General features: G+C 73.1%; 13 protein-coding genes, 3 tRNA genes and 1 pseudogene. 8 read left to right on the forward strand and 9 right to left on the reverse strand.

Annotated elements, in window-relative coordinates; genetic code table 11:
* The first annotated feature begins 68 nt into the window (after window positions 1-68).
* Window positions 69-311, forward strand: coding sequence for an acyl carrier protein (locus ACFRMQ_RS08930; protein WP_189918130.1), 243 nt, complete (start codon window positions 69-71; stop codon window positions 309-311).
* 194 nt (window positions 312-505) lie between these two features.
* Entirely contained in the window at window positions 506-1,771 is a 1,266-nt protein-coding gene (fabF, locus tag ACFRMQ_RS08935) for a beta-ketoacyl-ACP synthase II (RefSeq protein ID WP_380728497.1), read from the forward strand.
* 65 nt (window positions 1,772-1,836) lie between these two features.
* Here the strand turns inward: fabF and ACFRMQ_RS08940 are convergent, their stop codons facing one another.
* Window positions 1,837-2,331 carry a DUF3145 domain-containing protein gene (locus tag ACFRMQ_RS08940; RefSeq protein ID WP_316521050.1) on the reverse strand — a complete coding sequence of 165 codons (495 nt, stop codon included), beginning with the start codon at window positions 2,329-2,331 and terminating at the stop codon, window positions 1,837-1,839.
* A gap of 364 nt (window positions 2,332-2,695) precedes the next feature.
* A pseudogene (locus tag ACFRMQ_RS08945) lies at window positions 2,696-3,001 on the reverse strand (NADP-dependent oxidoreductase); the annotation flags it as partial.
* Between the two features lie 112 nt (window positions 3,002-3,113).
* On the opposite strand from ACFRMQ_RS08945, the gene ACFRMQ_RS08950 reads away from it, so the two are divergent.
* Together ACFRMQ_RS08950 and ACFRMQ_RS08955 are read left to right on the forward strand one after the other, a co-directional pair.
* A complete protein-coding gene (locus ACFRMQ_RS08950; protein ID WP_380728500.1) occupies window positions 3,114-3,578 on the forward strand; it encodes a MarR family winged helix-turn-helix transcriptional regulator in 465 nt (154 codons plus the stop codon).
* Window positions 3,579-3,699: 121 nt separating this feature from the next.
* Window positions 3,700-5,220 (forward strand): LCP family protein, encoded by a 1,521-nt coding sequence (locus ACFRMQ_RS08955; protein ID WP_380728502.1) that lies wholly within the window; start codon window positions 3,700-3,702, stop codon window positions 5,218-5,220.
* A gap of 30 nt (window positions 5,221-5,250) precedes the next feature.
* On the opposite strand, the gene ACFRMQ_RS08960 is transcribed toward ACFRMQ_RS08955, so the two are convergent.
* From ACFRMQ_RS08960 to ACFRMQ_RS08975, 4 genes are read right to left on the reverse strand one after another with little or no spacing between them, the layout of a single operon-like run.
* The gene (locus ACFRMQ_RS08960) at window positions 5,251-6,180 is read right to left on the reverse strand and encodes a 1-aminocyclopropane-1-carboxylate deaminase/D-cysteine desulfhydrase (RefSeq protein ID WP_380728504.1); all 930 of its coding nucleotides are present in this window, start codon (window positions 6,178-6,180) and stop codon (window positions 5,251-5,253) included.
* Between the two features lie 41 nt (window positions 6,181-6,221).
* On the reverse strand, window positions 6,222-6,890 hold the full coding sequence (locus ACFRMQ_RS08965) for a GPP34 family phosphoprotein (RefSeq protein ID WP_380728506.1): 669 nt from the start codon (window positions 6,888-6,890) through the stop codon (window positions 6,222-6,224).
* 41 nt (window positions 6,891-6,931) lie between these two features.
* A complete protein-coding gene (locus ACFRMQ_RS08970; protein ID WP_380728508.1) occupies window positions 6,932-7,201 on the reverse strand; it encodes a hypothetical protein in 270 nt (89 codons plus the stop codon).
* A 9-nt stretch (window positions 7,202-7,210) separates the two neighbouring features.
* Complete coding sequence (locus ACFRMQ_RS08975; RefSeq protein ID WP_380728510.1) at window positions 7,211-8,158, reverse strand: SPFH domain-containing protein; 948 nt, start codon at window positions 8,156-8,158, stop codon at window positions 7,211-7,213.
* A 330-nt stretch (window positions 8,159-8,488) separates the two neighbouring features.
* Between ACFRMQ_RS08975 and ACFRMQ_RS08980 the strand changes: the two genes are divergently transcribed.
* Complete coding sequence (locus ACFRMQ_RS08980; RefSeq protein ID WP_380728512.1) at window positions 8,489-10,453, forward strand: hypothetical protein; 1,965 nt, start codon at window positions 8,489-8,491, stop codon at window positions 10,451-10,453.
* 229 nt (window positions 10,454-10,682) lie between these two features.
* Here ACFRMQ_RS08980 and ACFRMQ_RS08985 read toward each other — a convergent pair.
* Window positions 10,683-10,756, reverse strand: a tRNA-Ile gene (locus ACFRMQ_RS08985).
* A gap of 201 nt (window positions 10,757-10,957) precedes the next feature.
* On the opposite strand from ACFRMQ_RS08985, the gene ACFRMQ_RS08990 reads away from it, so the two are divergent.
* On the forward strand, window positions 10,958-11,806 hold the full coding sequence (locus ACFRMQ_RS08990; protein WP_380728514.1) for a trypsin-like serine peptidase: 849 nt from the start codon (window positions 10,958-10,960) through the stop codon (window positions 11,804-11,806).
* 106 nt (window positions 11,807-11,912) lie between these two features.
* The gene (locus ACFRMQ_RS08995; RefSeq protein WP_380728516.1) at window positions 11,913-12,659 is read left to right on the forward strand and encodes a trypsin-like serine peptidase; all 747 of its coding nucleotides are present in this window, start codon (window positions 11,913-11,915) and stop codon (window positions 12,657-12,659) included.
* A gap of 132 nt (window positions 12,660-12,791) precedes the next feature.
* Here the strand turns inward: ACFRMQ_RS08995 and ACFRMQ_RS09000 are convergent.
* A tRNA-Asn gene (locus ACFRMQ_RS09000) sits at window positions 12,792-12,864 on the reverse strand.
* 62 nt (window positions 12,865-12,926) lie between these two features.
* A tRNA-Asn gene (locus ACFRMQ_RS09005) sits at window positions 12,927-12,999 on the reverse strand.
* Between the two features lie 231 nt (window positions 13,000-13,230).
* On the opposite strand from ACFRMQ_RS09005, the gene ACFRMQ_RS09010 reads away from it, so the two are divergent.
* Entirely contained in the window at window positions 13,231-13,536 is a 306-nt protein-coding gene (locus tag ACFRMQ_RS09010) for a hypothetical protein (protein WP_380728518.1), read from the forward strand.
* Window positions 13,537-13,549: the final 13 nt, after the last annotated feature.

Genomic DNA, 13,549 nt, shown 5'->3' on the forward strand with positions numbered 1-13,549 from the left:
CGCCCGATCCACAAACCTGTGTCCGGCCGCCGGCCGGACGCGTTCAACACCGAAGAGGAGCAGCCAGTATGGCTACCAAGGACGAGGTCCTGGAAGGTCTCGCCGAGATCGTCAACGAGATCGCCGGTATCCCGACCGAGGATGTCGCGCTCGACAAGTCCTTCACCGATGACCTGGACGTCGACTCGCTGTCCATGGTCGAGGTCGTCGTGGCCGCCGAGGAGCGCTTCGACGTCAAGATCCCGGACGACGAGGTCAAGAACCTGAAGACCGTCGGCGACGCGGTGGACTACATCCTCACCAACGCCTGATCGATCGACTCGTTCGACTCGTTCGACTCGGCCAGCCCGTCCGGCGTCCCGCACGCCTCCGACGGCTGACCTCGTCGGCCCGGCTCACCAGACCGGGCCGACCCGCCGGCCGGGACGCCCTCACCGGGCGCCCGGCCGGGCCCATCCTCGGCACGCCGCCGACCCCCCCCACAACGTGAGAGAAGAAGAAACCAGTGACCGCTGAAAATCGCACCGTGGTCGTCACGGGTATCGGCGCCTTCACGCCGCTGGGCGCCGACGCCGCCAGCACCTGGGAGAACCTGGTCGCCGGCAAGTCCGGTGTGGCTGCCCTGACCGAGGAGTGGGCCGAGGACCTGCCGGTGAAGATCGCCGCCAGGACCGCCGTCGAGCCGGGCGAGATCCTGCCCCGCCCGCTCGCCCGCAAGCTGGACCGCTCGGCCCAGTTCGCGCTGATCGCCGCCCGCGAGGCCTGGGCCGACGCGGGCTTCGAGACCCCCGCCACCGACGAGTCCTCCAAGCTCGCCCCCGAGCGCCTGGGCACCGTCATCGCCTCCGGCATCGGCGGCGTGACCACCCTGCTCGACCAGTACGACGTACTGAAGGAGAAGGGCGCCCGCAAGGTCTCCCCGCACACCGTCCCGATGCTGATGCCCAACTCCCCGGCGGCCAACGTCGGCCTGGAGGTCGGCGCCCGCGCGGGTGTGCACACCCCCGTCTCCGCCTGCGCCTCCGGCGCCGAGGCGATCGGCTACGCGATCGAGATGATCCGCAGCGGCCGCGCCGACGTCGTGGTGGCCGGCGGCACCGAGGCCGCGGTCCACCCGCTGCCGATCGCCGCGTTCGCCAACATGATGGCGATGTCCAAGAACAACGACCACCCCGAGCGCGCCTCCCGCCCGTACGACAAGGCCCGTGACGGCTTCGTCCTCGGCGAGGGAGCCGGCGTGGTCGTGCTGGAGTCGGTCGAGCACGCCGAGGCGCGCGGCGCCCGGATCTACTGCGAGGCCGTGGGCCAGGGCCTGTCCTCGGACGCCCACCACATCGCCCAGCCCGAGCCGACCGGCGCCGGCGTGGCCCGCGCGCTGGCCGACCTGTTCGAGCGCAACGAGCTGGACAAGGCCGAGATCGTGCACGTCAACGCGCACGCCACCTCGACCCCGCAGGGCGACACCGCGGAGCTGAAGGCGCTGCGCAAGGAGCTCGGCGACGACCTCGACCACATCGCCGTCTCGGCCACCAAGTCGATGACCGGTCACCTGCTGGGCGGTGCCGGCGGTGTCGAGACCGTCGCCACCGTGCTGGCCCTGCACCACCGGCTGGCCCCGCCGACCATCAACGTCGAGGAGCTCGACGACGACGTGGACGCGGACATCGTGCGCGGCGAGGCCCGCGCGCTGCCCGAGGGCCGGATCGCGGCGCTGAACAACTCGTTCGGCTTCGGCGGCCACAACGTGGTGCTGGCCTTCCGCACCCGCTGACGCCCATGACGGAGGGGCCGGTGCGTGGATGAGCGCCGGCCCCTTCGTCGTGCCCGCCCCGCCGGTCAGACCACCTGGTGCAGCCAGCGCACCGGCGCGCCCTCGCCCGCGTACCGGAAGGGCTCCAGCTCGTCGTCCCAGGGCTTGCCGAGCAGCCGGGCGATCTCGGCCTCCAGGTCGGCCCCCTCGCTGCGGGCGCGCAGCAGGACGGCCCGCAGCCGGTCCTCGGGGATCAGGATGTCCCCGTGGATGCCGGTGACGGCGTGGAAGATGCCGAGCGAGGGCGTGCTGCTGTACCGCTCCCCCTCCGCCGTGGCGGAGGGCTCGCTGGTCACCTCGTACCGCATCAGCTGCCAGCCGCGCAGCGCGGAGGCGAGCTTCGAAGCGGTGCCGAGCTCTCCCTGCCAGGACAGCTCGGCACGCCAATGCCCGGGTGCGGCCGGCTGGCGGATCCAGTCCAGGCTCACCCGCACACCGAGCACCCCCGCGACGGCCCACTCGACGTGCGGGCACAGCGCGCGGGGCGCGGAGTGGATGTACAGAACTCCACGTGTCGTCACCGGGACCTCCAGGCTGTGGACGAGGGTCGCCTTCCCCAGCTGCCTCGCGCCTACAGTTGACCCGCAGTTACCCACGTCAGCCGACATTAAGCTACTAATTTGAGCAAAACGGACAGGCTTTCGCTCAATGCTAGTCGAATCCTCAACGAGGTCTACCCCTCGGCCGGATCTCTCCCCCGAACGGCCCCATCGCCTGGTGGACCACCGTACCGCGCGACATCACAAGATGGATGACGCACTTTCGGATCCGGACGGAATGCGGTAATGCGGCCCCGGCCCCCCGCGCCCGGCAGCCGGGGCCGCGGCGGGAACCGCCCCGCCACCCGGCCGGGGCGGCGGGGGCGGTCAGTCTCCTGACGTGACGTCAGTCCTCCAGGCGGACGACCATCTTGCCGGTGTTGACGCCGCGGAGCAGGTCGAGGAACGCCTCGACGGCGTTCTCGAAGCCGTCCACCACGGCCTCCTCGGCGCGCAGTTCACCGGACCGCAGCCGGCCGGACACCTCCGCGACGAACTCGGGCCGGAGCACCGCGCGGCCACGCACGTCCAACGCGCCGATCGCGGCCTCCAGGTGGCCGCCGCCGACGTTGCCGAAGTAGAGGTCGATGCCCTCGGGGGCGGCCTTCGCGAGCTGCTCGGCGACCGGGGCGGCCCGCTCTGCCATCGAGGCACTCCTTGAAGTCGGTGCGGCTGTGGCGTCACGCACCTGAAAGGTTCAGTAGCTGAAGTAGCGATGGACATGAAAGGTTCATGCTGTCAACTTTTCAGGTAGACTCTCGGCCATGAGCACTCAGCCGGTCCAGGACGCCGCGCCGCAGCCCGACGAAATCACCCGCGAGGTCGTCGACCTGATGGCCAACCTGGTCGCGCTGTTCCACCGCGAGTACGAGGACGCCGCCGCCGCCCGCTCGCTCACCGGCGCCCAGGCCAAGGTGCTCGCCCTGCTGCGGCGCGGGCCGATGCCGATGCGCCAGATCGCCCAGACGCTCAGCTGCGAGCCGTCCAACATCACCGGCATCGTCGACCGGCTCGAATCCCGGGGCTTCGTCACCCGCGAGGCCGACCGTCACGACCGCCGGGTCAAGCTGGTCGCCGCCACCGACACCGGCGCGGCCGCCTCCGAAGAGCTCCGCGAGTCGCTGAACTTCGCCCGCGAGCCGCTGGCCGCGCTCGGCCCGGAGGAGCGCACGGCCCTGCGCGATCTGCTCCGCCGAATGCTCACGGGCGCCTCCGGGCCCGGCGCGTGACCAGCATCACAAGGTTTCCGGGCTGTTCATAGGCCCCAGGGGGGTAACCGAACCGCCTTCCGGAGCGTCTAACGTTCGAACATCGAACGCTGGGAATTTCCTGAAGACGGGGGGCACGAGGATGAGCAGCAGCACGCGCCGACGCCGCTACCTGCGGACCGCGATCGGACTGGCCGCCGTGCTGGTGCTGTCGGTGGTGGGCGCCGGAGCCTGGTTCTACCACCGGCTGGACAACAACATCACCACCTTCGACGCGGGCGGTGTCGCCACCGAGCGCCCGCCGGCCCCCGTCCCGGCCACCCCGGGCGCCTCCGTCCCGGTCAACGTGCTGCTCCTCGGCTCGGACAGCCGCGAGGACGGCAACGACTCGCTGGGCGGCGGCGACGTGGGCGTCGGCAACTCGGACACCGCGATCCTGATCCACGTCTACGCGGACCACAAGCACGCCGTCGGCGTCTCCATCCCCCGCGACACCCTGGTCACCATCCCGTCCTGCAAGCTGCCGAACGGCACCTGGACGAAGCCGAAGAACGACCAGATGTTCAACTCGGCCTTCAGCGTCGGCCTCTCCCCCAAGGGCAACCCGGCCTGCACCCAGAACACCGTCGAGAAGCTCACCGGGCTGCGGGTCGACCACACCATCGTGGTCGACTTCAAGGGCGCGGCCACGATGTCCGAGGCCATCGGCGGCGTGGAGGCCTGCGTGCCCAACGACGTCAACGAGTACGGCATCCACCTCAAGAAGGGCGTCCAGAAGCTCTCCGGCCAGTCCGCGGTGGACTACCTCCGAATACGCCACGGCATCGGCGACAACTCCGACATCGGCCGGATGAAGCGCCAGCAGGCCTTCCTCTCCTCGATGATCAAGAAGGTCCAGGGCCAGGGCTTCTCACTGCCCACCCTGCTGCCGCTGGCCGACGCGGCCACCAAGTCGCTCACCGTGGACGAGGGACTGGGCACCGCGATGAAGCTGGTGGACTTCGCCCGCTCCGTCCAGGACATCAAGCTCTCCGACGTCTCGTTCGTCACCGCTCCCTGGCGCTTCGCCGGCGACCGGGTGCGACTGGTCCAGCCGGACGCCGACACCCTGTGGAAGCTGCTGCGCGAGGACCGCACCCTGGACGGGCAGAGCACCGCCGGGACGGGCCAGGCGGTCGCCTCCCCCGGCGCCGACCCGGCCGGTGCGAACACCCCGCTCACCCCGGAGCAGGCCGCGACGCCGATCACCGTGGTCAACGGGGTCGGCACGCCCGGCCTGGCCGGCTCCGGCTCCGAGACGCTCAAGGCGCGCGGCTTCCAGGACATCACGCTCGGCCACAACACCCCCGGGCACCAGAACACCCTGGTCTCCTACGACCCCGCGCTGAAGGCCGCCGCCGACCAGGTCGTGGCGCTCTTCCCGGGCGCCAAGGCGGTCGAGGAGCCCGGCTCCGGGGCGATCACCGTCACCCTCGGCGCCGACTTCCGCTCGGCGGGCACCCAGATCAACTCGGTGGCCGCCCCGAGCCCGGCCGCCGCCGCCCCGACCGGCCCCGCGGCCGGCGCCACCCCCGGCCCCACCCCGAACGGGATCCCCACCGGGATAGCGGAGAACACCCGCAACGCCGACACCGACCCCTGCGCCGACCTGACCTTCGGCTGACCCCCGGCCACGTCACCGGGCCGCCGGGCCCTACTCCGGGTCCGGCAGCCCGGTGACGACGGCGGTCAGCCGGGTGCCGCGCGAGAAGGCGCCGGCGGCCGTCAGGCCGGCCAGCGCGGCCAGCAGCTTGGCGACGTAGCGGCGCTCCAGCGGGATGCCGTGACGGCCCTCGAACCGCTCGGCGAAGACGGCCAGTTCGGCCGGGACCCTGCCGTAGCCGCCGCCGTGGTGCGCGTGGTCGATCCGCCAGTTGTCGAACTCACGCCCGTAGGCGGCCCGGTGCAGCCGGGCGACCTCCGACTCCAGGTAGCCCTCACCGCCGCGCAGCACGGCCACCCCCAGCGCCCGGGCGCCCGCCGGCAAGCCGGCCGCGACGCCCGCCAGGGTCCCGCCGGTGCCGACCGGGCAGCAGACCACGTCCCGCTCGCCGAGGTCGGGCAGTTCGGCCGGGATCGCGGCCGCGCCGACGGCGGCCAGGGCGTTGGAGCCGCCCTCCGGGAGCACCAGGCAGCGGCCCCAGCGGCCGTCCGCTCCCGCTGCGACGGCCCCGCCCGTACCGGCCCCGCCCGCGTCGGCCCGGCCGGTGGCCTCCCGGTACTCGGACCGGGTCAGGAACTCCAACCGCATCCCGGCGGCCTCGGCGGCCCGCAGCGACCAGTTGCGCGGCCGGTCGGCCAGCTCCTCGCCGCGGACCAGCCCGACGCTCTCCAGCCCGAGCGCCCCGGCGGCGGCCGCCACGGCCCGCAGGTGGGTCGAGTACGCGCCGCCGAAGGTCAGCAGCCGGGTGTGGCCCTGCGCGACGGCGGCGGCCAGGTTGGGCGCCAGCTTGCGCCACTTGTTGCCGGGGACGGTGGGGTGCAGCAGGTCGTCCCGCTTCAGCCGCAGCTCCACCCCGGCCCGCGCGAAGACCCCGTCGGTGCAGTCCACCAGCGGGGTCGGCAGCAGGGCGGGTTCGAGCACCCGGCCAGCTTACGGGGCGCGCGGAGCCCGGGGGCGGCCCGTCAGCCCAACGCCGCGGCCTCCGCCGAGTGGCCCGTCGCCCGCCAGGCCAGGGCCCTGCCGAGCGCGCGCGGGACCGGACCGGCCGCCGGGGCCAGCTTCGCGATCCGGGCGCGGTGCTCCCGGCGCTCCCCGGCGCTCAGGGCCGAGCGGAGCCTCCCCGCCGCGACCAGCGCGGTGAGCGCCGCGTCGGCCGGGTCGACCCGGCTGAGCGGCCTCTTCAGCGCCCCGGTGACGGAGGCCGCCAGCGCTTCGCGGACCCGGGGGTCGTCCAGGGTGATCACGGTCACCGGGAACAGGCCCGCCACCCGGTGCGGTCGCAGGGTGATCCGGCCGGAGTCCGCCAGGCCGTCCCGGACCCGGCGGATCGGCTGGTCGCGGCCGGTGGCCTTGGCGCGGCCGACCCACCAGCTCCAGCTGTGCGACCGGGACTCCCTGACCTGGCCCAGCAGGTGGGCGCTGTACGGGTCGAGGCCGGCCTCGGCGTCCGCGCCGCGGGCCCGGACGACGGCCTTGCGGCCGTCCTCCGACAGCAGCCCCCGGCGCAGCAGCTCGGTCAGCGCCGCGGCCTGCAGCAGCAGGTTGAGCGAGGAGTGCTGGGTGGTGCGCCCGCGCCGCGGGTCGTGGGCGAGCAGGTACAGCTTCTCGGGGAGGGTGGCGGGCAGGTCCATGTCGGTCTCCGAAAGGTCTGTGGGGTGCCCGGCCGTGGCGGTCAGTCCTGGTCCGGGCTTCCGCTCTCCGGACCCCGCTCGGACCGCCCGTCCTCGGACGGGCTCCCCTCGGACGGGCTCTTGGGCGGGCGTCCGCGCCGGGGAAGCCGGGCCGCGCCGCCGGGCATCCGGCCCGCGTCGGTGAGCGCGCGGCGGAGCAGGAACTCGATCTGCGCGTTGGTGCTGCGCAGGTCGTCCGCGGCCCACCGGGCGAGTGCGTCGTGAACCGAAGGATCCAGTCGCAGCAGGAGCTTCTTCCGTTCCGTCGCCAACGCCTCGCCTTACTGGTAGAGGGAACCCGTGTTCACGACGGGCTGGGTGCCGCGTTCGCCGCAGAGCACCACCAGCAGGTTGCTCACCATGGCGGCCTTGCGCTCCTCGTCCAGGTCCACGACATCGCGTTCGGCGAGGCGGTCCAGCGCCTCCTCGACCATGCCGACGGCTCCTTCGACGATCAGCCTGCGCGCCGCGACCACGGCCCCGGCCTGCTGGCGCTGGAGCATCACCTGGGCGACCTCCGGAGCGTACGCAAGCCTGGTGATCCGTGACTCGACGACCCGTACTCCCGCCGAGGCGACCCGGGCGGCGATCTCGGCGGAGAGCTTGAGCGCGATCTCGTCCGCGCCGTCGCGCAGCGACAGCTGGCCCTCGTGGTGGGCGTCGTACGGGTAGCTGGTGGCGATGTGCCGCACGGCCGTCTCGGTCTGGATGGCGACGAAGTCGGCGTAGTCGTCCACCTCGAAGACCGCCATCGCGGTGTCCTCGACCTGCCAGACCACCACGGCGGCCATCTCGATCGGGTTGCCGTCCGCGTCGTTGACCTTGCTGGTCTCGGTCTCGTGGTTGCGGATCCGGGTGGATATCCGCTGGCGGCTGGTGAACGGGTTCAGCCAGGTCAGGCCCTCGGCGCGGATGGTGCCCCGGTAGCGGCCGAGCAGCTGCACCACCCGGGCCTGGCCGGGCGAGACCACCGTCAGGCCGCACATCAGCAGCACCGAGCCGAGCACCAGCAGCGGCCCGGCGACCACCAGGACGAGGCCCACCGCGCCGCCGTGGGAGGCCATCCGGGCCGCACCGGCGACGAACGAACCGATCCCGGCGAGCAGGCCGAGCAGGGTGGCGCCGAGTACCGGCAGACCGGCCGCCCCGGTGATCACCCGTTCGGTGATCCTGGGGGCCGGGAGGTCGAGGACAGGGCCGTCCTCGACGGCGAAACGCGATGTGGTCATGGGAGCGACTCCTTCGGCGAGCATCCGCATCCGATGTCAAAGTGATATCACTTTTTCTTCGCCCGACGCCACCGTTGCGCCATCCGACCCCCGATTCCACCGACCCGGCGCCGATGCGGCAGACTTGTCAACCCGTCCGAATGTTCATACCTGCAGCCTGACGTCTGCCTACTCAGCACCATGTGTGGGGGAATCGCATCCATGACAGCGCCAGCCGAGTCCGTCGACATACCGGACAGAACGAGCCCGGGCACGGGGGCTGACCGGCGGCGCCCACGGACCCGGTTCCGGCGGCCCGACGCCGGACAGCTCCGGCTCATCGCGGCCCTCGTGGTCCTCCCGCCGCTGTTCCACCTGCTCTCGGCCGACCTGCTGTCCTTCGGGCTGGTCTGGTACGCCGCCGCGACCCTGATCCGCTCCCGGGCCACCGCCTTCGACCGGCTGGTGATCTCCGGCGGCGTCCTGATCGGGTGGACCTGCGCGCTCGCCCTGCTCGCCGGCTACTGGCCGTGGGGCCTGCACCCGGTGGCGCTCTCCGAGGCCACCGCCGTGCCGCTGACCGCCGCCCTGCTCCTCCAGGGCCCCCGGCCCACCGGGCGGGCCCGGCGGCCGTGGACGGCGCGGCTGCGCGAGCTGGTCCCCGTCCGGGACCTCGCCCTGCTGCTGCCGGCGGCCGCGTCCGTCGCGTTCACGATGTACCCGGTCATCCACCGGAACGCCACCGAGCGACTGGCCCTGATCATCTCGTTCGAGGACCTCGGCCGGCACGCGGCGGTGTACGACACCATCATGCGTCTGGGCGGTCTGACCGCCCTGCACAAGAGCGAGGCCGCCGCCACCGTCACGCTCGGCCTCGACACCTATCCTCCGGGCAGCCACCTGACGCTGGCCGTGGTCACCAGCTTCCTGCACGGCGGTACCAGCCAGGGCCCCGCGCTCACCCAGATGTCGCTCTTCGTCCTGCTGTTCGCCGCGACCGCGGCCGGTCTGGCGGTCGCCGTCCTGTGGGCCGTGCAGCGGGTCGCCGGCCCGGCACTGCGCGGCTGGCGCGCACTCGCGGTCGCCCTGCCCACCGCCGTCTACCTGGTCGTCGCCGAGGTGCCGCAGCTGCAGAACCGGGGCTTCCTGAGCTCGATGTTCGCGCTCGGGCTGCTCGCCGTACTGCTCGCCCTGGCGATCAGGCCGCTCCCCCGCTTCCGCGAGCAGGTCGTGGCGCTCGGCGCCCTGACGGTCGCCATCTCCTTCGGCCACTACCTGCTGCTGCCGGCCGTCGGGGCGATCCTGCTCGCCTGGGCCGTCATGTACCGGCGGGAGTGCTTCCGGCACTGGCGGACCGTGCTGACGACCGCCGCGGTGGCCGGCGCCCTCGCGCTGTTCCCGCCGTACACCAACGCCCAGTCGGCCGGTTCGGCGGACGTCCTGACCCTTCCCGGCAGCATCAGCCCGGTCGGCCGGCACCTGCTCTTCCCCCTCGTGGCGGCCGCGTTCCTGGCCCTGCTGACCCGCGGCGCGCGCGCCAACCGCCCGCGCCGGGTCGCGCTGATCTCGCTCGCCGCGGTCTCGCTGCTCTGCTACGGCGTGATGGAGTACCAGCTCCGCACGGCGGGCACCACCTCGTACTTCTACGAGAAGATGATCCAGCAGCTGATGGTCGTCGGGGTGATCTGCTTCGCCGCCGCCCTGCTTCCCGCCTTCGGCCGCCGGGTGCTCGCCGGACCGAGCACCGCACCGGCCCCCGGCGCGCGCCCGACCGCCTGGTCCCGGGTCCGCTCGGTCGTGCCCGTGGTCGCCGTCGCCGGCTGCCTGTCCTTCGCCGTCCTCAGCAACGCCCAACCGGACTCCGGCCAGGCCGGCTGGCAGGGCAGCCCCGGCCGGGCCCAGCTGCGCGGCACCGGCGCGAGCTTCGCCGTGGCCCAGCGGATCGCCGCCCTCGCCGCCGACCAGCAGGGGCAGGACGGCAGGCTGCCGGTCTCCCTCATCGGCTCCCGCGTCTGGAACGACCCCGCCCCGGACTACGCCAGCATCGAGGACAACCTCTGGCTGAGCGTGCTCGACCGCAACCAGGGCAGCACCTCGCACCTGTGGGCGTGGGCGATCGGCCGCCGCAGTGCCCAGGAGATCGCCGACCTCGCCGCCTCCGAGCGGAAGCCGCTGCGGTTCTACCTCGACGCGGGCTCGCCGCTGCTCGCCGACCTGAAGGCGATGGCGGCCACGGGCAAGCTCCCGGACCTGGCCGTCTCCGTGGTGGGCCACCAGAACGGCGAGCTGACCATCACCCCGGTCAAGCTCCGCTGAGCCGCTCCGGACAAAGCTGTGGGGCCGACACCGGCGAACGGTGACGGCCCCACAGCCTTGTCCGGGCTCCCCGGCACGGGAGGGATGTCCCCGAGCCGGGCGAAACGCGGCGTGGCACAGTCCGGCGGACGGGATCCTGCTCTACAGTTCCACTCGTCGAAACCCGGTTCGGGCCGGCCATGGACCTTCTCGGAGACGGCCGCCGACCGCGGGCCGGGGGAAGAAGAAGTGGGGCGGGTGGGACTCGAACCCACGACCAAGGGATTATGAGTCCCCTGCTCTAACCGGCTGAGCTACCGCCCCGGTTCGCCGCGCACGCCGGTCACCGGCACACGTCAGCAGCAGACGGCCCCAGCGAGGCCGTCCCGGGCAGCATAGCCGGTCGATCACCCGTGGTGCGCGCCGGGGGCGCGGCAGGGCGCGTGAGGCCGTGCGGGGGCGCGCGTCTCCCGGGCGGCGCAGCCCGGGTGGCGTCGGGGCGCCCGGCCAGGGCAGCCTGGGCGGATGACGACTCGTGGGACGGCGGCGGCCACGGCGCTCGCCCTGGCGCTGGCGTCGGCCGCGGGCTGCACCACCGCGGCGGGTCCCGGCGGGGGCGCTCCGACGGTCAGCTCGGCACCACCCGCCGCCACCGCGGACGGCCACGGCTGGAGCCGGCAGCGGTTCAGGAGCGCGGCCGGGCGGCACACCGGCGTCACCCGCACCGCCAAGCCCACCGTGCTCAACGGCCTGGTCGGGGCGGTGTTCACCCGCAACGCCGGCGGCGACCACTTCTGCACCGCCAGCGTGGTCGACAGCGCCGGGCTCAACCTCATCGTCACGGCCGCCCACTGCGTCTGGGACCCGAAGCTCGGCCGGCGCGGCGACCTGGTCTTCGTCCCGGGCTACCGCGACGGCGACACCCCCAGCGGCGTCTGGCCGCTGCTGGCCGTCACGGTGGACGACGGCTGGAACGACCACGCCGACCCGGACATGGACGTCGCCTTCGCGGTCGTCCAGGCCCGGAACGGGCAACAGGTCCAGCAGGTGCTCGGCGCCAACCGACTGGGCGTCAACCGGGGCTACCGGCTCCCGGTGAAGGTCACCGGCTACCCGAGCAGCAGCGGCCTGCCGATCACCTGCGCCAACACCACCACCCAGCAGAGCCCCACCCAGCTGCGGATCGACTGCCCCGACTACACCGGCGGCACCAGCGGCAGCCCCTGGGTCACCGACTTCGACCCGGCCACCAGGACCGGCACCGTGGTCGGCGTGATCGGCGGCTACCAGGAGGGCGGCGACAGCCCGGACACCTCGTACAGCAGCTACTTCGGCGACCGCGTCCAGGCCCTGTACGACCGCGCCACGGGCTGACCGGGCACCCGGCGGTGGCGCCGCCGGGCACGGCCTGGTAGATCTTCCTCACGACCGGCGGAACGCACGCCCCCGTGCCCGCCCCGAGGAACGAGACGGAGCCCCGATGGCCCCCCGCCCGGCACGGCCCGCGCGCACGGCACGAACGGCGGCGCTGGCCGCCCTGCTGCTGGCCACCGGCACCGCGTGCGGCGGGCAGGACGGGACACCCACCGCCGAGGTCGCACAGCAGAGCCCCGCCCGGGACCGGGTCGGCACCCTCTCCCTCCACACCGCGCAGGGCCCGCGGGCCTGCACCGCGAGCGTGGTGCGCAGCCCTCGGCACAATCTGCTGGTCACCGCGGCGCACTGCGTGCAGACCCGCCGGATCGGCCTGCTGGACGGCCTGGTGTTCACCCCGGGGTACCGCAACGGATCCACCCCGTACGGGACTTGGCCGGTGCAGGCGATCACCGTCGATCCGCGCTGGGCGGTCGGCGACGACCCCGAGTACGATGTGGCGTTCGTCACGGTCGGCCCGGTCGACGGCCGGCAGGTCGAGGACGCGGTCGGCGGCAACGCGATCGACACCGATCGGGGCTTCGGACTGTCCGTCTCGGTCACCGGCTACCCGAACGAGAGCGACGAGCCGATCACCTGCGCGGTCCGGACCAGCTCGCAGAGCCCCACCCAGGAGCGCTTCGACTGCGGCGGCTACACGGACGGCACCAGCGGCAGCCCCTGGGTCGCCTCCAACGGCGCGGTGGTCGGCGTGATCGGCGGCTACCAGGAGGGCGGGAGCACCCCCGGCACCTCGTACAGCGTCACCTTCGACGAGCGGGTCGCCGACCTCTACCGGAAGGCGACCACCTGAGCCGGAGCGGTGTCGCGTACGTCACGTCACGTCACGTCACGTCGGCGCCGGGCCGTGCCCGGGCAACACGAAGGCCCCCCGGTCGACCGAGGGGCCTTCGCTCTGAGCAGTCACCGGGCGGACCCGGCGCAGCTCCCGCAATTGGACTCGAACCAATAACCTGCCGATTAACAGTCGGCTGCTCTGCCAATTGAGCTATGCGGGATCGCGGTACTCGACTTCCGTACCACGGACGGGAACAGGACCCCGGAGGGACCTTCTCCCGAGCTCCCCCAATTGGACTCGAACCAATAACCTGCCGATTAACAGTCGGCTGCTCTGCCAATTGAGCTATGGGGGATCGGCTTGCGCCTCGGCCCCCGGTTCCCCGGGCTCCTCGGCGCTCGCTGCGGGACATACATTAGCGCACTCGGGGGGGTGGTCCGCCAATCGCTTTCCCAGGTTGCCGGCGCACTGCCGCCCGGCGTGCCCCGCGCGCGCCCGGCGACGGCGCCGGGGATGCTGGGGAGCGCGGACGGTTCGCCGTCCCGACGGACGGGTAGGGCAATGCGGCAGAAGCCGCCAGGAGAGGGTGGATCCGATCATGTGGAAGCTGTCGTTGGCCGCCGGTTTCGCGGCCGGCTACGTCCTGGGCTCGCGGGCCGGGCGCCAGCGCTACGAGCAGATCGCCGAGGTCACCCGGCAGATCGCCCGCAACCCCACGGTGCAGGGCGCGACCGACCGGGCCCGGCAGCAGGCCGGGGCGGTGGCCGGCAAGGCGGCCGGCGCGGTCGCGGACCGGGTCGGCGACCGGCTGCCGAACGCCGTCACCGACCGGGTGCCGTACTTCAACCGCTCCCGGGCTCAGGACGACGGCTGGGGCACCCTCCGCCGGTGAGACGGGCCCCGGG

This window comes from Kitasatospora sp. NPDC056783 (assembly GCF_042789895.1).
In the GTDB taxonomy this organism is placed as follows: Bacteria; Actinomycetota; Actinomycetes; order Streptomycetales; family Streptomycetaceae; genus Kitasatospora.